Source organism: Streptosporangium sp. NPDC006013, from assembly GCF_040614275.1.
Classification (GTDB): domain Bacteria; phylum Actinomycetota; class Actinomycetes; order Streptosporangiales; family Streptosporangiaceae; genus Streptosporangium.
This window is the reverse complement of sequence record NZ_JBEXUE010000003.1, coordinates 41,202-62,460: the sequence shown is the minus strand read 5'-3', so window position 1 is coordinate 62,460 and position 21,259 is coordinate 41,202. Positions and strand designations below refer to the sequence as shown.

The 21,259-nt window shown below is 71.4% G+C and carries 14 protein-coding genes; 8 read left to right on the top strand and 6 right to left on the bottom strand.

The window, feature by feature from the left end; genetic code table 11:
- Positions 1–15 precede the first annotated feature (15 nt).
- Entirely contained in the window at positions 16–1,407 is a 1,392-nt protein-coding gene (locus tag ABZ260_RS01100) for a pyridoxal-dependent decarboxylase (RefSeq protein ID WP_355611195.1), read from the top strand.
- Between the two features lie 28 nt (positions 1,408–1,435).
- On the opposite strand, the gene ABZ260_RS01095 is transcribed toward ABZ260_RS01100, so the two are convergent.
- On the bottom strand, positions 1,436–1,843 hold the full coding sequence (locus ABZ260_RS01095) for a helix-turn-helix domain-containing protein (protein WP_355611168.1): 408 nt from the start codon (positions 1,841–1,843) through the stop codon (positions 1,436–1,438).
- 82 nt (positions 1,844–1,925) lie between these two features.
- Between ABZ260_RS01095 and ABZ260_RS01090 the strand changes: the two genes are divergently transcribed.
- Together ABZ260_RS01090 and ABZ260_RS01085 are read left to right on the top strand one after the other, a co-directional pair.
- Complete coding sequence (locus ABZ260_RS01090) at positions 1,926–2,759, top strand: NAD(P)H-binding protein (protein WP_355611165.1); 834 nt, start codon at positions 1,926–1,928, stop codon at positions 2,757–2,759.
- A gap of 145 nt (positions 2,760–2,904) precedes the next feature.
- The gene (locus tag ABZ260_RS01085; protein WP_355611162.1) at positions 2,905–4,452 is read left to right on the top strand and encodes a DUF885 family protein; all 1,548 of its coding nucleotides are present in this window, start codon (positions 2,905–2,907) and stop codon (positions 4,450–4,452) included.
- A gap of 99 nt (positions 4,453–4,551) precedes the next feature.
- Here ABZ260_RS01085 and ABZ260_RS01080 read toward each other — a convergent pair whose 3' ends face one another.
- A complete protein-coding gene (locus ABZ260_RS01080) occupies positions 4,552–5,298 on the bottom strand; it encodes an SDR family oxidoreductase (protein WP_355611159.1) in 747 nt (248 codons plus the stop codon).
- Between the two features lie 85 nt (positions 5,299–5,383).
- On the opposite strand from ABZ260_RS01080, the gene ABZ260_RS01075 reads away from it, so the two are divergent.
- The 3 genes from ABZ260_RS01075 to ABZ260_RS01065 all read left to right on the top strand — a co-directional run bounded on the left by ABZ260_RS01075 (position 5,384) and on the right by ABZ260_RS01065 (position 9,235).
- Positions 5,384–6,217, top strand: a complete 834-nt coding sequence (locus tag ABZ260_RS01075; RefSeq protein WP_355556235.1) for an SDR family NAD(P)-dependent oxidoreductase — start codon at positions 5,384–5,386, stop codon at positions 6,215–6,217.
- 57 nt (positions 6,218–6,274) lie between these two features.
- Complete coding sequence (gene guaA, locus ABZ260_RS01070; protein ID WP_355611156.1) at positions 6,275–7,825, top strand: glutamine-hydrolyzing GMP synthase; 1,551 nt, start codon at positions 6,275–6,277, stop codon at positions 7,823–7,825.
- A 69-nt stretch (positions 7,826–7,894) separates the two neighbouring features.
- Positions 7,895–9,235 carry an acyltransferase gene (locus ABZ260_RS01065; RefSeq protein ID WP_355611153.1) on the top strand — a complete coding sequence of 447 codons (1,341 nt, stop codon included), beginning with the start codon at positions 7,895–7,897 and terminating at the stop codon, positions 9,233–9,235.
- On the opposite strand, the gene ABZ260_RS01060 is transcribed toward ABZ260_RS01065, so the two are convergent.
- The gene (locus tag ABZ260_RS01060; RefSeq protein WP_355611150.1) at positions 9,139–9,957 is read right to left on the bottom strand and encodes a polysaccharide deacetylase family protein; all 819 of its coding nucleotides are present in this window, start codon (positions 9,955–9,957) and stop codon (positions 9,139–9,141) included. The genes ABZ260_RS01065 and ABZ260_RS01060 overlap by 97 nt on opposite strands.
- A 265-nt stretch (positions 9,958–10,222) precedes the next feature.
- On the opposite strand from ABZ260_RS01060, the gene ABZ260_RS01055 reads away from it, so the two are divergent.
- Positions 10,223–11,725, top strand: coding sequence for a hypothetical protein (locus tag ABZ260_RS01055; protein WP_355611147.1), 1,503 nt, complete (start codon positions 10,223–10,225; stop codon positions 11,723–11,725).
- Between the two features lie 16 nt (positions 11,726–11,741).
- Here the strand turns inward: ABZ260_RS01055 and ABZ260_RS01050 are convergent, their stop codons facing one another.
- The 3 genes from ABZ260_RS01050 to ABZ260_RS01040 all read right to left on the bottom strand — a co-directional run bounded on the left by ABZ260_RS01050 (position 11,742) and on the right by ABZ260_RS01040 (position 17,359).
- Positions 11,742–12,869: a glycosyltransferase gene (locus ABZ260_RS01050; protein ID WP_355611144.1), complete on the bottom strand. Its 1,128-nt coding sequence runs from the start codon at positions 12,867–12,869 to the stop codon at positions 11,742–11,744.
- The gene (locus tag ABZ260_RS01045) at positions 12,866–15,718 is read right to left on the bottom strand and encodes a bifunctional glycosyltransferase family 2 protein/CDP-glycerol:glycerophosphate glycerophosphotransferase (RefSeq protein ID WP_355611141.1); all 2,853 of its coding nucleotides are present in this window, start codon (positions 15,716–15,718) and stop codon (positions 12,866–12,868) included. Before ABZ260_RS01045 ends, ABZ260_RS01050 begins: the two co-directional genes overlap by 4 nt.
- A gap of 162 nt (positions 15,719–15,880) precedes the next feature.
- Positions 15,881–17,359 (bottom strand): NAD(P)/FAD-dependent oxidoreductase, encoded by a 1,479-nt coding sequence (locus ABZ260_RS01040; protein ID WP_355611138.1) that lies wholly within the window; start codon positions 17,357–17,359, stop codon positions 15,881–15,883.
- 438 nt (positions 17,360–17,797) lie between these two features.
- On the opposite strand from ABZ260_RS01040, the gene ABZ260_RS01035 reads away from it, so the two are divergent.
- On the top strand, positions 17,798–21,208 hold the full coding sequence (locus tag ABZ260_RS01035) for a bifunctional glycosyltransferase family 2 protein/CDP-glycerol:glycerophosphate glycerophosphotransferase (RefSeq protein ID WP_355611135.1): 3,411 nt from the start codon (positions 17,798–17,800) through the stop codon (positions 21,206–21,208).
- Positions 21,209–21,259: the final 51 nt, after the last annotated feature.

Genomic DNA, 21,259 nt, shown 5'->3' with positions numbered 1-21,259 from the left:
CAGGATTTCGGTGTGATGTGGAATGTTGAGGAGTTCGTCCGCGCGGCCGGGGTGACCGTCGATGAGCTGGCCGCCTACGTGGCGGAGAGCCAGGCGGGGGCGGCGCCGGTCATCCGGCGCAGGCCCCCGGGCGAGCTGGCCGAGCGGCTCGGGCTCGCCCGGTGGATCCGCGAGGGCGGGATGACGGCGGAGAGCCACGGGGAGTTCCTACGCGGCTACCTCGCCGAGGGCACCCGGATGCACCACCCGGCCTACCTGGGACATCAGATCGCCGCGCCCGACTTCCCCGCCGCGCTCGCCGACTTCGTGCACGGCGCGACCAACAACCCGATGGCGGTCTACGAGATGGGCGCCTCGGCGGCGACCGTCGAGTTCGAGGTGCTGCGCTGGATGCTGGGCAAGGTCGGGTTCGGCGAGGCGGGCGGCGGGGTCCTCACCCACGGTGGCTCGCTGGCCAACCTCACCGCGCTGCTGGCCGCGCGGGCGGCGGTCGCCCCCGACGCGTGGACCGACGGCGTCCCCGGTGACCTCGCCCTGCTCGCCCCCGCCGCGGCGCACTACTCGCTCAGCCGCGCGGCCGCGATCCTCGGGCTGGGGGAGCGCGCGGTCATGCCGCTGGACGTGGACGGGCTCGGCAGGGTCGACGTCGCCCGCCTGCCGGATGCCCTGGAACGGGTACGCGAGGCCGGGCGGCGGCCGATGGCCCTGGTGGCGAACGCCTGCGCGACCGGGACCGGGCTCTACGACGACCTGCGCGGGATCGGTGAGTTCTGCGCGGAGAGCGGTGTCTGGTTCCACGTGGACGGCGCCCACGGCGCCTCGGCGCTGCTGGCCGCCGAGCACCGCCACCTGCTCGACGGGATCGAACTCGCCGACTCGCTGATCTGGGACGCGCACAAGATGCTGCGTACCTCCAGCCTGGCCGCCGCGGTGCTGACCCGGCGTGAGGGCGACCTGGACGCGGCCTTCCAGCAGCGGGCCAGCTACCTGTTCTACGGGGAGCAGGGCTTCGACCTCATCGGCAGGACCGTGGAGTGCAGCAAGGCCGAGCTGGGCCTGAAGATCTTTCTCAACCTGGCCTGGCGGGGCGAGCGCGGCCTGGGCGAGCACGTCGCGCGGCAGTACGCCACCGCGCACCGCTTCTGGGAACTGGCCCGCGAGCGGCCGGGCTTCGAGTGCCCGTACGAGCCGGAGAGCAACATCGTCTGCTTCAGGTACGGCACCGCCGACCCGGCGGACGTCCGCGAGCGCCTGATGGCGGACGGCGCCTTCCAGCTGACCTCGGCGGAGATCGGCGGGGTCCGCCACCTGCGGGTGACCGTCATGGCCCCGGCCACGGACGACAAGACGCTGGAGGCGCTGCTCGACCGGATCGCCGAGCTGGGGGGTTCCGCCGGTTCCCGGTGAGCCCGGGAGCGTACGGCCCGGCCGGTTCTCAGCGGATCCCGGAGCCGGGGTTGGCGGCGTCCCAGCGGCGACGCGACTCGGCGATGCCGTCGCGGTGCTCGGCCGACCAGTCGGCCAGGGCTTTCACCAGATGGGTGAGGCTGTGCCCGGTGGGGGTCAGCTCGTAGTCGACCTGCGGCGGGACGACGGCGTGGACGGTCCTGGAGATCAGGCCGTCACGCTCCAGGCGGCGTACGGTCAGGGTGAGCATCCGCTGCGAGATGCCGGGGACGGCCCGCTGGAGCTCGCGGAACCGGCGCACCCCCTGGGCCAGCTCCACGACCACCAGCACCGACCACTTGTCGCCGATCCGGTCCAGAACCTCGCGGATGCCGCAGTCCTCACCACCGCACGAGACGACCGGCTCCGTGGTTACCGCCGTGTGCCTCACCGACATCAAAGTGCCTCCTTATGCCACGCTTCCCGGTTATCGATGATGGTCCCAGTTACCGAAGAGAACCACCTTTGCGGAGGATTTCATGATTCTGATGACGGGGGCGACGGGCGCACTGGGGCGGCTCGTCGCCGCGCGGCTGGCCGTACGGGACGACGTCGTGATCGGCAGCCGCGCTCCGGAGACGATCCCGGCCGGACCTTTGGTCCGAATGATCGACTTTGCGGATCCCGCCTCGCTGGAGCGGGGTTTCACCGGGGTGGACACGCTGCTGCTGATCTCGGCGGGCTACGGCGACGACGACGTGGTGATCGCCCGGCACGGCGCGGCGATCGAGGCGGCGGAGAAGGCCGGGATCTCGCACATCGTCTACACCGGCCTCAGCGCCGCCGGTGACCATCTGGCCTACGCGCTCGCCCACCGCTGGACCGAACGCAGGCTCCGCGAGGGCGTTGCGAGCTGGACGATCCTGCGCAACGGCCTCTACGCCGAGCTGCTGGCGACGCTCACCCCCGTCGTGGACGGCAGGATCACCGCACCGCTGGGCTCCGGACGTCTGGCCGCGGTGGCTCGCGAGGACCTGGCCGACGCGGCCGCCCTGGTCACAGCCGACGCCTCCGCGCACGCGGGCCGGACCTACGAGCTGGTCGGTGAGGAGGCGATCGGCGGTGCGGAGCTGGCCGCCGCCCTCACCGAGGCAGCCGGGAGCGCCGTCTCGTACGAGCCCGGCACTCTCGCCGGGGCCCGCGAGGGCTTCACCGCCGTGGGCCTGGCACCCTTCCAGGTCCCGATGCTGGTGAGCACCTACTCCAGCATCGCCAACGGGTTCATGGACCGGACGGGCGGCGACCTGCGGAGCCTTCTCGGCAGGGCTCCCCGGTCCGCGCTGGAGATCGCCACCACCAGGCTGCTCGGATAGGGGTGCTTCCGCGCGGTGGGGCCGGGGAAAGCCGGGAGAGCGGGCGCGCCACCCAAGGGACCCGGCCAGGCCGCGGGGAGACGGGGGCCGGGTCGTCAACGCCGCCCCTGTCTCGTGGAACCCGCCCTGATATAGCGTCGCGACCATGACCGAACTCGACGGCCGCCTCCGGGCGGTGTGCGACCTCAATGTCTCCGGTGTCCGGGAAATGGCCGGGCGGCACGAGTACGACGGCCTGATCCAGGACCTGTCGCCGGCGGGGGTGCGCGCCGGGCTGGCCGCGCTCGGCCAGGGGCCGCTGCCCGAGGATCCCTATGACGCGGCGCACCTGCAGATCTTCGAGGAGGGCGCGCGGGTGCAGCTCGCCGAGCTGGAGCTGCACCGGCGCAGCCCCATGGAGCACCTGGGCAACCTGGATCTGGCCACCTACGACCGCGAGTACGCCCCCGAGGCCGAGCGGAACGCCGCCAAGCAGGCACACCTCGCCCGCTGGCCGGAGGCGGTGGACAACGCGGTCGCCTCGCTCGACCTGCTCAGCGCCCCCGTCGCGACCGCGCTGCTCGGGGCGGTACGCGGCCTGGCCGCCGGGGTGCCCCGCGACGCGAAGGAGAGCGTGCGCGAGGCGGCGTTCCGGGCGCACGCCCGGCTGGTGGAGCACGTCGAGAAGGCCGCGCGCTCCGGCGACCCGGACGCCTCGCTCGGCGCCGGCGGTCTCACCCGGCTGATGGGCGTCGGCGACGGCCTCCCGGTCGACCTGGGACGGCTGGCCGAGCGCGCCGACGCCGAACGCGACCGGCTGATGGCCAGGCTGGCGGAGTCCTGCGCGGCGCTGGGATTCGGGGATCGGCCGCCGCTGGAGGTGGCGCGCGAGCTCGTCAAGCAGCACCCCGGCCCGGAGGGCGTGATCGAGGCGGCCAGGATCGGCACCGAGAGCGCCATCGCCTTCACCAGGGAGAAGGACCTGGTGCCCTACCACGACGGGGAGTGCCTGGTCGGTATCGCGCCCGAGTCGCGCCGGTGGGGCATGGCCATGATCAGCTGGTCGGCGCCCGGCGAGCCCGACGGCCCCTCGTGGTACCACGTCACCCCGCCCGACCCCTCGTGGCCGCGGGGCGACATCGAGGAGTGGCTGGAGGTCTTCAGCGAGACCACGCTCCCCGCGATCAACGTGCACGAGGTCGCCCCCGGGCACTTCTCGCACGGCCGCGCGCTCCGCCGCGCCCGCTCCGACGTGCGGCGGACGCTGATGTCGACGGCCTTCGCCGAGGGCTGGGCGCACTACGCCGAGGAACTCTGCGTCGAGGAGGGCTTCGCGCCGGAGGACCCGCGCTTCGAGATCGGCGTGTGGCTGGAGGCGCTGATCAGGGTGACCCGGCTGGCCTGCGCGATCGGCGTGCACTCCGGCGCGATGACCGTCGAGGAGGGGGCCCGCCGCTTCGCCGCCGACACCCACCTCGCCGGTCCGGCGGCCCTCTCCGAGGCGGCGCGGGCCACCTTCGACCCCACCTACGGCCGCTACACCTGGGGCAAGCTGGAGATCCTCGACCTCCGCGACCGTGCCAGAACCGCCTGGGGCTCCGACTTCGGCCTTAAGCGCTTCCACACCGCGATGTTCGACCTCGGCTCCCCACCCCTGGGCCTCCTCGACCACGCCCTTCACTCTCGCCCCGGCGATCGTCACTCGCAGCCATGACCTCGAAGCCATGACCTCGGTGCCACGGCCGGTTCCGGCGGGACCTCGGCGCCGCGCCCGCCGGGCCGAACGGCGGATCGAACCGCGTCACCCGCGGGATCAGCGGTCGACGGCCGTGGCGCCGCCGTCGACGACCAGGTGGGTGCCGGTGATGAAGGACGCCTCGTCGCTCAGCAGGAACCGTACGGCCGCGGCGACCTCCCCGGGGCGGCCGAGGCGGTGGAAGAGGGACTTGCGCTCGAAGGACTCCATGAAGCTCTGGTCGCCGCCAGTGGCTTTGACGAGCATGGGGGTGTCGATGTAGCCGGGGCAGACGGCGTTGATCCGGATCGGCGCCAGTTCGTGGGCCATGGAGCGGGTCAGGCCGAGCATGCCCGCCTTGGAAGAGCAGTAGGCCGGGATGAACGCCTGCCCGACCAGGCCCTCGACCGAGGAGATGCCGACGACCGCGGAGCCCTCCTGCTTGCGCAGGTCCGGAAGCAGGGCCTTGACCAGCAGGGCGTGGGCGCGCAGGTTGACGTTGAGCACCGCGTCCCAGGCCGCCTCGGTCAGCTCGCCGATGCCCAGGGGCGCCGCGATCCCGGCCGCGTGCACGAGGCCGCCGATCGCCCCCAGGGCGTCGCGGCTGGTGGCGGCCGCGGTGGGAAAGGACGAGGCGTCGGTGACGTCGACGGTGACGGAGATCGCCGGGGCGCCGTTCATGGCGACGAAGGAGGCGGTCTCCTTGGCGCCCGTCTCGTCGAGATCCCAGATCGCGACCGGGCGCCCGGCCTCGGCGAGCGCGAGCGCGCAGGCCCTTCCGATTCCTGACGCTCCGCCGGTGACGATGACTCCGGTGCCTGTCATGGTCTGCCTCCTCGACTGGTGGTGAGCTTAACGTTAGTTTTGTGCCCAACTGGTCGCTAGGTAAGGCAGCAGGGGAGGCGGCGCGATGCGTGAACTGTCAGGCAAGATCGCGGTTGTCACGGGGGCGGGCAGCGGGATAGGCCGGGCGCTCGCGCTTGGCCTGGCGGCGGAGGGGATGGCCCTCATGCTCGCCGACGTCGATCCGGGCACTCTCGCGGAGACCGCCTCGCTGGTGGAGGGGGTCAAGGTCCTCACCGAGATCACCGACGTCTCCGACCAGGCGGCCGTGCAGCACCTCGCCGACCGGACCTTCGGCGAGCTGGGCGCGGTTCACGTACTGTGCAACAACGCGGGGGTCTTCCAGGGTGGCCAGATGTGGACCAGGGAGCCCGAGGACTTCGCCTGGCTGCTCGGGGTGAACCTCTGGGGTGTGCTCCACGGCATCCGGTCCTTCGTCCCCCGTATGATCGCCCAGGACACCGAGGGCCACATCCTCAACACCGTGTCGGTCTCGGGGCTGTTCGCCGCGCCGTTCTCCGGCGCCTACTCGGTCTCGAAGTACGCCGCGTTCGCCGCCTCGCAGTCCCTCGCCCAGGACCTTGCGATGGCCGGCTCCAAACTCCGGGTGACCGCGCTCTGTCCGGGCGGGGTACGGACCGGCATCAACCGCTCGGAACGGGTCAGGCCGGAGAATCTCGCGGTCGCCAGGCCCACCGAGGACGAGGTGGCCTCCGTCAGGATCATCGACGGCCTGGTGGAACGGGGCATCGACCCCGAACAGGTGGCGCTCGCCGCGGTGGCGGCCATCCGCGAGGAGCGTTTCCTGGTCTTCACCCATCCCGGCTATGCGGCGGGCCTGCGCGAGCAGACCGAGGCCCTGCTCGCGGGGACGCTGCCCCCGTTTCCCATCTACGAGTAGCGCGCTGACGGGCGCCGATAGACTGGCAGCACCGCTCTGTTCCTTTTGGGGGTCTTGGTGTCTGAGTTCGACACGGTCCTGGTCGTCGATTTCGGCGCGCAGTACGCGCAGCTGATCGCGCGAAGGGTGCGTGAATGCCACGTCTACTCCGAGGTCGTCCCGTCGACGATGCCGGTGGAGGAGATGATGGCCAAGAAGCCCAAGGCCATCATCCTGTCCGGCGGTCCCTCGTCGGTGTACGCCGAGGGCGCCCCGGCCGCGCCCGGGGGCCTGTTCGACACCGGTGTGCCGACCTTCGGCATCTGCTATGGCTTCCAGGTCATGGCCCAGGAGCTGGGCGGAGAGGTGGCCAGGACCGGCACCGCCGAGTACGGCGGCACCCACCTGGAGGTGAGCGACCAGGGCGTGCTCTTCGCGGGGCTGCCCGCGAAGCAGTCGGTCTGGATGTCCCACGGGGACAGCGTCTCCGCCGCCCCCGAGGGCTTCACGGTCACCGCCGCGACCGCCGAGACGCCCGTCGCCGCCTTCGAGAACCCCGAACTGGGCCTGTACGGCGTCCAGTTCCACCCCGAGGTCCTGCACTCCGAGCACGGCCAGGCGGTGCTGAAGCACTTCCTGGACGCCGCGGGCTGCCGCCCCTCCTGGACGATGCTCAACATCGTCGAGGACGCGGTCGAGGCGATCCGCGCCCAGATCGGCCCCGAGGGCCGCGCCATCTGCGGGCTTTCCGGCGGCGTCGACTCCGCGGTGGCCGCCGCCATGGTCCAGCGGGCCATCGGTGACCGCCTGACCTGCGTCTTCGTCGACCACGGGCTGCTGCGCAAGGGCGAGGCCGAGCAGGTCGAGCGCGACTTCGTGGCCGTCACCGGGGTCAAGCTCCGGGTGGCCGACGCCCAGGAGCGCTTCCTGAAGGCGCTCGAAGGGGTCACCGACCCCGAGGAGAAGCGCAAGATCATCGGGCGCGAGTTCATCAGGGTCTTCGAGGACGAGCAGCGCGCCATCATCGCCGACGGCCCCGTCGACTTCCTCGTCCAGGGCACTCTCTACCCCGACGTGGTCGAGTCGGGCGGCGGCACCGGCACCGCCAACATCAAGTCCCACCACAACGTCGGAGGTCTCCCCGACGATCTTCAGTTCTCGCTGGTGGAGCCGCTCCGCGCGCTGTTCAAGGACGAGGTCCGCCGGGCCGGCGAGGAGCTGGGCCTGCCCGCCGCCATGGTCTGGCGCCAGCCGTTCCCCGGCCCGGGGCTGGGCATCCGCATCGTCGGAGCGGTCAGCCGCGAGCGCCTGGAGATCCTCCGCGAGGCGGACGCCATCGCCCGCGAGGAGCTCTCCCGCGCAGGTCTCGACCGGGAGATCTGGCAGTGCCCGGTCGTGCTGCTCGCCGACGTCCGCTCGGTGGGCGTCCAGGGCGACGGCCGTACCTACGGCCACCCGATCGTGCTGCGCCCGGTCTCCAGCGAGGACGCCATGACCGCCGACTGGTCCCGCGTCCCCTACGACGTGCTCGCCCGCATCTCCACCCGCATCACCAACGAGGTCCGCGAGGTCAACAGGGTGGTGCTGGACGTGACCAGCAAGCCCCCGGGCACCATCGAGTGGGAGTAGGCGCCCGGCGGGGGACGGTTGCCGCCGATGGCGGGGTTTCCCGGGGGGCCGAGGGGTAGGTTGGGGCGGGTGTCCTCTCCAATGATCGGCGCGAGCTCCGCCAAGACCCCCGTTCCCCGCCTGGCGTGGCTCGACGCGCTGCGTGGGATCGGCGCGGTCGCCGTGTTGCTGGAGCACATGCTGCCCTGGTTCATGCCCGCCCTGCGGCCGTACTGGTTCAACCTCGGGATGTACGGCGTCCTGGTGTTCTTCCTGGTCAGCGGGTACATCATCCCGGTTTCGCTGGAGCGGCGCGGTGATGTGCGGGCCTTCTGGATCAGCCGCGTGTTCCGGCTCTACCCGATCTACCTGCTGGTCGCGGTGGGAGTCCTGGTCATGGCGATCTGGATGCCCGTCCGCGAGCAGGTGCCCAGGGACCTGGCCTCGGTGTCCGCGCACGCCACGATGCTGCTGGACGTGGTGCACCTGGGCGGCCTGGCCGACACCATGTGGACGCTCTCGTACGAGATGGTCTTCTACCTGATCGTCACCGCGCTGTTCGTCGGCGGGGTGCACCGCGCGAGCGGTGCCTTCGCCATCGGCTTCGGGGCGGTCGCGGTCGTGGCGGGGCTGGTGTTGACGGGGCCGCCGCTGAAGGGCTCCGGGCCCGCGTACGTGTCCGGCGTGCTGTTCTTCGCGGGCCTGGCCTGCCTGATCGCCGGGCGGTTCACGAAGATCGCCGCATATGTCCTCGGCGCGATGGCCGTGGTGCTGCTGATCTTCTCCGGTTTCGTCCCGTGGCTGGGGGCGGCGATTCTCGCGGTGATGTTCGCCGGGACCGCGATCCGCCGCTGGGAGCACGGGGAGGGAGCCCTCTGGCCGGTGGCGGCCGCGACGGTGCTCGTGGCGCTGGCCCCGGTCTGGTCGGAGCAGGCCGGCTGGTGGTGGGTGCAGCCGGGGCCGTGGTTCGTCACCATGGCGCTGGCCGGGGTGTCGTTCGCGGGCGCGATGGCCCTGCGCGAGCGCCGGCTGCCCAGGTTCCTCGTCTGGCTGGGGCTGGTCAGCTACTCGGTCTACCTGCTGCATCACCCGCTGCTGCGGATCGCGCACGCCGTTGTCGGGGACGTGCGGGCCGCGGGGCCGGTGGTGCAGCTCTCCCTGTCCGCGGCGTTCGTGCTGGTGGTGCTCGGCCTGAGCCTGCTCACCCACCGCTACGTGGAGCTTCCCATGCAGCGGCTGGGCAGGCGGCTGGCTCGGCGGCGGTCCGCGGACGAGATCACCGAGAGGACGCCCTCAGCTGAGATGGCCAAGAGGGCGTCCTCGGGTGAGGCGGCTCAGCTGCCGTCCGCGGGTGACTCCGCCCAGTCGCCCGGGTCGCCGGTGGGCGACTCGGAGGTCAGGTCCTCGTTCTTCTCGGAACCGACGGGGTAGACCTCTCCGGCCTTTGTGGCCTTGGCGCCGCGCAGCGAGGAGACCGCCACCACGTGGTAGCCCTGCTTCTGCAGCGCGGTCAGCAGCTTCGGCATCACCTTGACCGTCTGCTCGACCCAGTCGTGCATGAGGATGACCCCGTCACGCTTGGCGTTCTTGAGCACCTCGTCGTAGATGGCCTTCTCGTTCTTGGTCGCCCAGTCGCGGGAGCCGCCGTTCCACAGGACGATCGGCATGCCCATCTCGGTGGCGATCGCCGTGACCCGCTGGTCGAACTCGCCGTAGGGCGGCCGGATCGTCGTCGGGTACTTCCCGGTGGACTTCTTGACGATGTCCTGGGTCTTGGTCAGCTCCTCGCGGATCTTGTCCTCGGACAGCTCCCGCAGGTGCGGGTGGCTGTAGCTGTGGTTGCCGATGTCGTGGCCCTCGGCGACCATCCGCTTGGCGAACGCGGGGCGGGACTTCACGTACTGACCCTCAAGGAAGAACGTCGCCTTGGAGTTGTACTTCTTGAAGGTGTCGAGCAGCTTGTCGGCGTACTTGCCGGGGCCGTCGTCGAAGGTCAGCGCGATGCACTTGACCTTCGCGCAGTCCACCGGCACGGGCTTGGGGGCGGGCTTGGCCTTGTCCGCCGACTTGGCCGTTGTTCTGGGTTGTTCCGCACTCCACGCGGCGGTCGGGGTGGCGATCATGGCCAGCGCACAGGATGTGGCCAGCAACATTCGGACAGGAGACTTCATGAGGGGATCTCCGGGTCAAATCGACGTCGGTCGAGTGGGCATCCTATCGAGGTGCCTGATGCCTCCCGGGGCTGAAGCGTCACAATGTCCTGTGAAAGCCCATCTGCCCCGGTGACCGCGCCGCAGTGCGCGCCCTACCGCAAACTTGACGTTTCCCCAGGTCATAGCTGTGTATAGCGGCGTGGGCGCGCCCCGCTGCTGCCCGATGATGGGCAACGGCCCCCTGCCGGAAAACGCTGGGGAGAGCATGACGATCGCTACGGTGGGGCCGCCATCGGTCGAGAGGGAGCGGGGCGATGTTCGCGACACCCGCGACCGGCGGTTCACGCTCGCCTGCTACGCGACCGGCCAGCTCGTGCTGCTCGGCTGGTGGCTCGCCTTCCACCCCGGGCTGATGAGCCCGGACTCCGTCACCTACGTCGCGCACGTCACGACGGGCCCCTGGGTGGCCGGCCAGTCGGTCGCCTACGACGCCCTGCTCGGCCTCTCGCTGAGGGTGACCGGCGACCTGTCCCCGGTCACCCTCGCGCAGACGGCGGCGATGGCCGCCGCGCTGGCCCACCTCGCGGGCGCGCTCAGGTCGCTGGGCGTGCGCGGGCGCGGGCTGCTCGTGGTGCTGGGATGCGCGGTGCTGTCACCGCCGCTCGGCGCCTTCACGGTGACGATGTGGAAGGACGTGCCGTTCACGGTGTGCGCGGTGCTGGCCGCGGGCACCGCCGTACGGCTCGCGACCGGGCCCGCCGCGGTACGGCGCGCGGCCGGGAGCGGGACGCGGGGCACGCTCAGGAACAGGGTGCTCAAGGGCGGGTGGACCTGGGATCCGCGGCTGGCCGCCCTCGGTGCCGAACTCGCCGGGCTGGGGTTGTTCCGGAACAACGGCTTCCTCGTCGCGCTGATCGCCGCGATCCTGCTGCTCCCGTTGCTGCCCGCGGCCCGCCGCCCGCTGGCGACGGTGGCCGCGGCGGCGGTGGCGGCGCCGCTGCTGTTGCTGGGCGCCGGCTACCCGGCGATGGGCATCGCGCCGCCGTCCCGCTCGTTCGCCTACCAGACGGTGTTCGGCGATCTCGCCGTGGCGTACGGGGAGCGCCCCCGGCTCTTCGACCGCGAGCAGCGGGCGCTCCTCGCCACGATCGCCCCGCTGCACGCCTGGCGGCGGGGTGCGACCTGCCAGACCATGGCGCGCGTCTTCTTCGACCCCGCCTTCAGCCACTCGCGGGCCGAGCAGCGGATCTCCGACGTGCTGGAACTCTGGCGCGGGCTGCTGGTCCGCGCGCCCGGTGTGATGCTGAGCGCCCGGATCTGCCGTGCCGCGCTCGCCTGGCAGGTCGGTTCGACCTCGGGCGAGCCCGGCGGCGAGCTCTATCGCTTCTCGCTGCGCGATCCCCGGCTCCCCGACGGCTGGGCGGGCACCCCGGCGGCCTCGGCGATGCGGCAGCGGCCGTTCTCCGCCGGTCTGCGGGCCGCCGGGCTGTCCGCGCTGGACGCGAGCACGGTCAGGCAGCTTGAGTGGCTGCTCTGGCGGGCGCCCTTCTGGTGCTACCTCGGCTACGCGGCGGCCGCGCTCGCGTGGCGGCGGACCGGGAGCGGGGCGGCGCTCGCGGGGGCGGCCGTGGTCGCGGGGCAGCAGCTCGCCGTGATCCTCACCAACACCGCGCCGGACTTCCGGTTCATGGTGGCGCCGATCTTCGTCGGTATCCTGTTCGTGCCGCTGCTGCTGCGGGAGGTACGAACCCTGCCGCCCCGGCGATGAGCGAGGAGCGCCCGCGTCAGCGGTCGATCTCGTCGAACAGCGCCTCCCAGCGGTCCAGGACGCGGGGCAGCCGGTAGGCCCTCATCCGTTCCCTGCCCCTGGCCCCCATCCGCCGGCGCAACCCGGCGTCGGACATGAGGCGCTCCAGGGCGGCGGCGAAGCTCCCCGCGTTCCCCGGTTCGGCCAGCACGCCGTTGTCACCGTCCGAGACCAGGGTCCTGACCCCGGCCGAGGCGTCACAGGCCACGGCGGGCAGCCCGCAGGCCGCGCCCTCGGCGAGGACCAGCCCCCATCCCTCGAAGTCGCTGCTCAGGGTGACGATGGAGGCGTCGAGGTACTCGGCCTCGACGTTCTCGACCTGCCCGCGGAAGACGATCCGGCCGCCGAGTCCGGTCTCGGCGGCCTGCGCCTCCAGCGCCGCCCTGAGCGGCCCGTCGCCGATGATGTGCAGCTCCCACGGCTCGGCGACGGCGGGGGCCGCGGCGGCGAAGGCGTCGATCAGCAGGTCGATCCGCTTCACCCTGACCAGCCGTCCCGCCGAGACGATCCGCGGGTTGCGCAGCGCGGCGGCCTGCTCGGGAAAGACGCTGACCGGGTTCAGCATGGTCCCGCAGTTGGCGAGCCGGTGGTTGGTGAAGGACGTGGCGTAGTCGTCGCAGAGAAAGAGCGCCTTGTCGAGGGGCGCGTAGTGCTTCTTGATCAACCGAAGGTTCGGGGAGTCCACGGCCTCGGCGTACGACTGGTGGTACTGGCCGATCTTGGCGATGTGCGGCATGGGCAGGTCGGCGATCCAGTGGGCGGCCCAGGGCGAGGCGATGACCAGGTAGCCACCGTCGATCCGGTCCGTCAGCCGGAGCAGCCGCTGCCTGGCGGTGGCGATCTCCTCCGGGGTCCGCCGCGCCTTCGCCCTGCGCCACGGGAGCGAGCGGGGGGCGGCCTCGGGGGCGGGTGTGTCGTACAGCGTGGCGTGCCGGTAGACCGGGTCGGCGAAGTAGGTCTGCGGCTGCCTGGAGGGGTTGATGCTGACCAGGGTCACCCGGTGCCCGCGGGTGGCGAGGCCCTGGGCCAGGGTGTGGATGACCCGCTGGGAACCGCCCATCGAGTCGCCGTCGGTGCTGAGGAAGATGACGTTTCGCGCTCTCATCGCACGACCTCCGGGAAGAAGGCGTCCACGACCTTGCCGCTCGCCTGCCCGTCGTCGAGGCCGCACCAGCGGTCGCGGAACTCCGCGTAGCGCCGCCCGTACCGCTCGGTGATCTCACCGAGCTCCTCCAGCGCGGCGGCGAGCTCGCCCGGGTCGCGCAGCAGCGGCCCGGGGGCGACCTCGGCCAGGTCGAAGCAGACCCCCCGCTGGGCGGAGGCGTAGCGCTCGTGGTCGTCGACGTAGTAGAGGATCGGCCGGCCGAGGCAGGCATAGTCGAACATGATCGAGGAGTAGTCCGTCACCAGCACGTCGGAGGCCAGCATCAGGTCGTTGACCTCGGGATACGCCGAGGCGTCCCGGGCCAGCCAGCCGAGCGGGTCGGGCACCGTGAAGCGGTCGTAGGGGTGGGCGCGGACGAGGACCACCCAGTCCGGGCGGAGCGTGGCGGCGAGGGCCGGCAGGTCGATCCGGAGTGATTCGCCGCTGAAACGCCCGTTGTCGCGGTACGTGGGCGCGTAGAGGACCACCCGTTTTCCGGCCGGGATCTCGAAGAACTCCCTGACCCGCCGCGCCCGCTCGCGCTGCGCCGGTTCGGCGTGCCGCACCAGCACGTCGGTACGCGGGTAGCCGGCGTGCAACAGCTCGCCCTTGAAGCCGCTGGCCTCGGCGAAGTCCCGGCGGAAGTCGCGGCCCGGGGTGAGCAGCATGTCCCAGCGCGCCACCGCCTCGGTGTACTTCCTGGCCAGGGCGGGCTGCGTCCGGTGGCGGGGCTCGTCCAGCCCCATCTTCTTGAACACCTGGCCGTGCCAGGTCTGCAGGTAGCGGGTGCCCTTGCGCTTGCGGTAGCAGTAGGGGAGGTTGTGGCTGTCCACCCAGTAGCCGGCGCGCGCCAGGGTCCAGGCGTAGCGGAAGGTGTCGCGCTGGACGAGGTCGACGTCCTCGGGAAAGCGCTCGGGGACGCCCGCGTGGGACCAGACCGCGCGCAGGCCGCCCGCGCGCCGCTGCAGCTCCTCGTAGACGTAGCGCGGGTTGCCGGTGTAGCCGCTCCCCTCGGCGGACTCGAAGAGCACCAGGCGGCGGTTGACCGGCACCGTCGCGCTGACCAGCCGGTAGAGGCGACCCAGGTTGCGGGGGGTGGCCAGGTCGGACAGCAGGTGCCGGCAGAGCTCCGCCATGCTCGGCAGGCGTCGCGCGGGCACGTGGCCGAGCCTGCGCGCCACGAGCCGGAACGGGATGTCGGCGGACGCCTCCAGGACCAGGCGGCCCGTGCCCACCGTGCCCACGGAGGTGAACGACAGGCCGGGGGACGCCAGCAAGGGCCTGGCGTTGCGGCGCTCACCCTCGTGGAGCGAGATCGTGACCGCCTGCGGCCTGACGGCGTTGTCCGGCCAGTCCAGCTCGGGCAGGGAGATCGACACCGTCGCCTCCAGGATGCCCGTCCCCTCGGGGATCTGGGTGTCCTCCGCCTCCTCCGGGTCCCACTGCCCTTCCAGCCCGCGCCGCTCCCGCGCGCCCTCCGGCGGCTCGGTCACGACGGGTGCCGGCTCGAAGGGGATCGAGGCGATCGTCTTCTTCCTGCCGCCGATGTGCAGCCAGGCGGTCAGCGAGCGGCCGTCGAGCACCCGGCCGGGGTCGTAGGTCCGCAGGCGCAACCGGACCTCGTCCCTCGACGCCTGCAGGTCGACGAGCTCGTGCCGGAGCAGCGCGCCGGCCAGTGGTTGCTCCGCCAGGTGCAGCTCGGTGACGTCCAGCTCGCTCCTGCCCTGCTCGCTCAGCGGGAGCGTCGCCCCCCAGAACACCCGCCCGCCTTCCGCGGTGACCGCCCGGGGCGGCACCGAGTGCCTGGCCCCCAGCTCGGCGGCGGCGAGCGCCGCCTCGGCGCCGCGCCGCTCGCGGACGAGCTGGAGGCAGACCCGCTCGGCCCGGCTCAGCCGCTCGATCGCCGCGGGTTCGAGCGTGTCCACGTACGGGATGACGAGGTCGGCGAACTCGGCGATCCACGCCGGGTCACGCTGGGGCAGGTCGCCCAGGTAGAGGCGGAGGTCGTGGGAGAGGAAGCGGAAGTCCTTGTCCTCCTTGAGATCGAGGGAATGGGTGGCGGCCAGCACGCGGTCGCTCAGCACGGCGGCCGTGACGCGCTGGCGCACGTTCTCCAGCTCGTGCCGCCGCGACGAGATCGACCTGGTCGCGGGCGTGGCGGCGAGCAGCCAGCGGTAGACGGGCCACGGTACGACGGCGAACAGCTTGCTGCGGCAGAACAGCTCCGTCGACCAGACGATGTCCTCGTGGTGGATGTCCTCGTGGAACCGGATGCCGGTGCCGTCCAGGAAGGTCCGCCGGTACAGCTTGTTGGTGGCCAGGCAGTTGAAGAGGAGTTCGGGTTCGGCGCGGATGTCGTCCACGATCCGGCGCTCCGCGAACAGCCGGGGGTACCAGAGGGTGACGGCGCCACTCGCCTCGTCGACGCGTTCCACGGTGCCCATGACGAAGTCGGCACCGGTCGCCTCCGCCTCCAGCAGCAGGCTCTTGCAGGCGTGCCTGGGCAGCTCGTCGTCACTGTCGAGGAACATCAGGAAGGGTGCGCGGGCGGCGTCCATGCCCGCGTTGCGGGGGGCGCCGCAGCCGCCGCTGTTGGCGGGCAGCCGCACGTAGCGGACCCGGCCGTCCTCCTCGGCGAGCGCCTTGGCCACCGCGGGGGTGTCGTCGCCCGAGCAGTCGTCCACGACGATCACTTCGAGGTTCTTGAGCGTCTGGCCGAGTACGGAGCGCACGGCCCGGGGTAACCGGGGTGCGTCGTTGTAGGTGATGACGATCACGCTGACGTCCGGGACCGTGTAACGCTGTGTCATGATGCGCAACTCCAGGGCGGCTGGGAGGAGAGCCTTGACCCGCAACGGCTCGTGCCCGATGGGCAGCGGCCAGGCAAGGCGTCATGGGATTGCCGGTTTCGGTGTTCCGCCGGTGTCTGTCGGCGTCCGTCGGTGACGGGTGGTGGATGAGCGGCCGTCAGGTCAGGGAGCCGTCGGGCCGAGGAGGACGGGGGCGTCGCGGCCGGTGCCCCTCGCGATCCGGTGGCCCGCGCGCTCCTCGTGGTACTCCGCGTCGACGTTGACCTCCCAGACGTCGTGCCTGGCGCCGTCGACGAGGTTCTCCACGGTCAGCATCGCGGTGAGCATGGAGTGGTCCTGGTTGTTGTACCGGTGCATGCCGTTGCGGCCGACCGGGTGGATCCGCGGCCACTCCACGTCGAGATACTTCCTGAGCACCTCCACGTTGTGGACGTAGTCGGCGTCGTAGACCGGGTAGGCCTTCGGCATCCGCACCACGTAGCCCCGCTGGACCTCACCGGGGGTGACCAGGCCCAGGTGCTCCAGCTCCCGGGTGCCGAACGCGACGAGGTCGTCGTCGGGCATCCGCCACAGGTCGTCGCCCTCGTTGACGAAGTACTCCAGGCCGAGGCAGGTCCGTCCGGCCCGGACCAGGTACGGCGACCAGGAACCGTAGTTCTGCACCCGGCCGAGCCGCACCTCGGGGGAGTGGATGTAGATCCAGTTGTCGGGGAAGGAGAACCGCTCGGGGACGACCAGCGCGACGGTGAGGAAGTCGCGGTACCTCAGCCCCGCGGCCGCCTCGGCGACGATGTCCGGCACGTCGGGTCCGAACGCGTGGATCAGGGTGCTGAGCGGCATCGAGGAGATGAGGTTGTCGCAGTACACCTCGCGGGTGGTGCCCTCGCCCTCGCCCGTGCGGACGGTGAGGGCCAGCCGGCCCCGGTGGCGGCGGACGCGCTCGACCCGGGTGCCGAGGCGCACCGTGGAACCCAGCTCGCGGACCCGGTCGGCGCAGGCCTCCCACATCATGCCCGGCCCCAGCTTGGGGTAGCGGAACTCCTCGATGAGGCTGGTGACCTCCTTGCTGTTCCTTCCGGGCAGCAGCGCGCCGGCGATCGCCCTGCCCAGGGAGAGGTTCCTGATCCGCTGCGCGGCCCAGTCGGCCTGGATGCTCTCCGCGGGGACGCCCCACACCTTCTCGGTGTAGGTCTTGAAGAAGATCCCGTAGAGCCGGCTGCCGAACCTGGCCGTGACCCAGCCCTCGAAGGTGGACTGGTCCGCGGGCGGCCTGATCCGGGCCCAGGCGTAGGAGCCGACACATCGTGCGGATTCGAGGACACCGAGATTGCGCAGGGCGTTGGAGGCCCTGAGCGGGTAGTCGTAGAAACGGCCCCCGTAGTGGATGCGGCTCATCCTCGGGCGGAGCAGGAAGTCCTCCTCGTCGAGGATCTCGTTCCAGAAGTCCGTCACCCGCGACACCTTCGTGAAGAAGCGGTGTCCGCCGATGTCGAAGCGCCAGCCGTCGCGTTCCTCGGTCCGGCTGATCCCGCCGACCACCCGGTCGGCTTCGAAGACCTCGCACGGGTGTCCTCGCCGGGCCAGCTCGTAGGCCGCGGTGAGCCCGGCGGGCCCCGCTCCCACGACGACTGTTGAGTCCATGCGCTTCCCCCCGCGAATGCCGTTTCCTGCGATCTCGCCCGTCTCGGTCACCCGATCGTGGCGGACGGTCCGGGGGGACCGAAGGGTCATTACGACTTACTAGGACGTGTGCATTCCCAGCCTTGACCAGGACATGGTGAAGGCGTTGCCGCACCGCGGGCCGGAGGCGGGGCCGGCCGGGGTGCGAGAGATGGTCAAGTCTCGGTCTGCTCAGTCCATCGCGGTCATATTTTGGGCGCGCCCCATCGGCCGCGAAGCCATGCTGCTGACGTGACGTCCACCTCGCGCGCATGGCCGCCGGGTCTTCCGCCGAGCCCCGCCACGCGCCCGGGACGTCCTCCACGATGAGTGGATCTTCACCTGCGTGGCGTGTCCGGTGTTCGCGCGGACGGACCGGACTGTGAGCTTTCGACTACCGGAGGACCGATCGTGGCCCCAGTGAGCATCATCGTGCCCATCTACGACGTGGAGCCGTACCTTGAGGCGTGTCTGGAGTCGTTGGTCGCGCAGACCTGGAGTGACATCGAGGTCGTCATGGTGGACGACGGTTCTCCCGACTCCAGCGCGGAGATCGCCGAGGCGTTCGCCGCGCGCGACGCGCGGTTCCGGCTGATCCGGCAGGAGAACGCGGGCCTGGGCACCGCGCGCAACACCGGCATAAGGCACGCCACCGGCGAGTTCCTCGCTTTTGTCGACAGTGACGACATGCTCCCGCTGACGGCGATCGAGACGATGGCGTGCAGCCTTCAGGAGAGCGGTTCCGATTTCGCCACCGGCAACGTGCTGCGTTTCAGCGGGCAGGGGGTGCGCCAGTCGGCGATGCACAAGACGATCTTCGCCAACTCCGCCCGGCGAACCCACGTGACCCGTGACGAGATCCTGCTCAAGGACCGGCTGGTCACGAACAAGCTCTGGCGCCGCTCCTTCTGGGACGAGCACGGGCTGAACTTCCCCGAGGGGGTGCTCTGGGAGGACATCGCGGTCTCCCTGCCCGCCCACTTCCTGGCCGGGGCGGTGGATGTGCTCTCCACCCCGGTCTACCTGTGGCGGGAGCGGGAGGGGGAGAGCGTCTCGATCACCCAGAACCGGGGGCACGTCAAGGGGATCGAGGACCGGTTCGCCGCCGTCAACTCCGTGCGCCGCTTCCTGACCGACACCGGCAGGGCCGAGCACCTGCCCGCGTGGGACCGGATGGTCCTCGACAGCGACCTGCCGAACTTCCTGCAGGTGCTCGACCAGGCGGGCGAGGAGTTCCAGCAGCGCTTCCTCGACCTGGCCTGTGCCTACCTCGACCAGGCGGGGCCGAAGGTCCTCTCGCGCATCCCCGCGCAGCGCCGGGCGAAGTGGGCGCTGGTACGACAGCGCCGGATGGACGACCTGGTCCAGCTGCTGGAGTGGGACAGGACGGTCAAGCCGACGGTCCGGGTCGGCGGCGGCGGCATCCGCGGGTACCACCTCAACAGTCCGGTACCCGTCGAGCGGTCCGCCATCCGGATGCGCGAGGAGCTTGACCTGCGGCAGCGGGTGGACGGCCTGGCCTGGAAGGACGACAGGCTGATCGTCGAGGGCAGGGTCTCGCTGCGCTACCTGCGTCCCCGCCGGCGGATCCAGCAGCACGTCTTCGCCTGGCTGGTCCCCGAGGGGGCCGGGCGCAGGATCCGGCTCCCGGTCACGGTCAAACGTGGGCTGTCGCTGGTGGACACGGGCCCGCGCAGGCGCAAGGACTGGTGCGGGTTCCGGCTGGCCGTCGACCCGGCCGGGCTTCCCGCGGGCTCGTCCTGGCATGTCGACCTGTGCGTACTGTCCCGGGGCCTGCTGCGGAGAGGCCGGCTGGCCCAGCCGAGTCCGGCCGCGCGGCGGCTGGAGCTCACCGATGACGAGTCGGGGAGCGTGGCGTGGACGGAGTGGACGCCGGCCGAGGAGTTCAGGCTCAGGGTGGAGCGGCCCGGTGGCCGGGTCACCGGTCACCGGGTGGCCGAGGGCAGGCTGCGGGTCACCGGCCGGTGCGGCGACGACCACGGCGCCGCACCGGTGCTGCGGCTGACCCGGCCACAGGGCGGCCGCGACCGGCGCTACCCGATGGCCACCTCGGACGGCACCTTCGAAGCGGTGATCGACCTCGACGAGGTGCTGTCCGAGCGCTGGCCCGACCTGGACCCGGCGAGCCTGGAGATGAGCGCGCTCAACCCCGGGGCCGAGTGGCACTTCGAGGTCGTCCCGGAGCAGGGCGACGCCCGGCCGCTGATCGTCGAGCGTGACGTGGAGCGCGGCCTGCACCGGCTCCGCGGCCGGGACGTGGTGCTCGACAGGTCGCGGACGGGCGGGCTGGTGCTGCGCGAGCAGCGGCCGACGTTCTACGTGGAGCGGGTGGAGTGGACCGAGCGGGGACACCTGGCGCTGACCGGGGCCGCGATGCGCCCCATCGACGGCCAGGCGTGGCTGGTCCTCACCTCGCGTAACCGGTTCAACGAGCGGCTCTTCCCGATCGTCGGCGGCAGCGTCACGGTGACGCCCGAGGGGACCGCCACGCTCGGCGGGTGGCTACCGCTGCCGGCGGGCACGCACGGTTTCGCGATCCGTACCGACGCGGGCGACATGCGGGTGGAGTTCCGGCTGTCCGCGCCGCTGGAGCACGTCTCCGCCACCCGTACGTTCACCTTCGACACCGACCTGACCTCCGAGGCCGTCTTCACGGTGAGTGACGACCTGCGCGCCTCGGGCAGGCCGAAGCAGCAGCGACTGCTGCGCGAGGACTTCTATCCGGCCAAGTGCCAGGAGGCGCTGCGGCCCGCCGTCCTTTTCGACAGCTACGCCGGCAGGCAGTTCTCCGACAGCCCGAAGGCGATCTACGAGGAGCTGGTGCGGCGGGGCGCCGACCTGGAGTTCATGTGGGTGGTCAGGGACGGGCAGGTGGAGCTGCCCGAGGGGGTGGCGCCGATCCGGCGGTACGGGCGGGAGTTCTACGACGCGCTGGCCCGCTGCCGGTACATCGTCACCAACAGCCACCTGCCCTCCTGGTTCGAGCGCAGGCCGGACCAGACGGTGCTGCAGACCTGGCGCGGCACCCCGCTGAAGCGCATCGGCTTCGACATCGAGAAGGTGCTGTTCGCCAGGCCCGACCATCACGAGCGGCTGGCCAGGACCGTCGCCAGGTGGAGCCATCTGATCTCGCCGAGCCCCTGGTGCACCTCGGTCCTGGACAGCGCCCTGCGGTTCGAGGGGGAGATCCTGGAGATCGGCTCTCCCCGAGCCGACCTGCTCCGCCGCGACGGAGCCGCGGAGATCCGGGAGCGGCTCGGCCTGCCCGAGGGCAGGAAGGTGATTCTGTACGCCCCGACGTGGCGTGACGACAAGTTCTACAGCAGGGGGCGCTACCGGCTCGACCTGCGTCTGGACCTGCAGCGGATGTCCGAGGAACTCGGTGACGACCATGTGCTCATGATCCGTAAGCACCCGAGCGTCACCGACAGGGTGCCCCGGATCGGCAGGGACTTCGTCCTCGATGTCTCGATATATCCGGATATCCAGGAGCTTTACCTGGTCGCGGACATGCTGATCACGGACTACTCGTCGGCGATGTTCGACTTCGCGGTGACCGGCAAGCCGATGCTGTTCTACACCTATGACCTGGAGCGCTACCGCGACGAGGTGCGCGGCTTCAACTTCGACTTCGAGGCCGAGGCCCCGGGCCCGCTGCTGCGCACGACCGAGGAGGTGGTGGAAGCCGTACGGGACGTCGACGAGGTGCGCACCAAGTACCTGAGGCTGTACGACGCCTTCACCGCCAGGTTCTGCCCGCTGGAGGACGGCGGCGCGGCGGCGCGGGCGGTGGACCGGATCTTCCGGTAGCCGCGCCCGCCTCGCGAGAACGGCGGGCCCGGAGCGAAGGCGACTGATGGG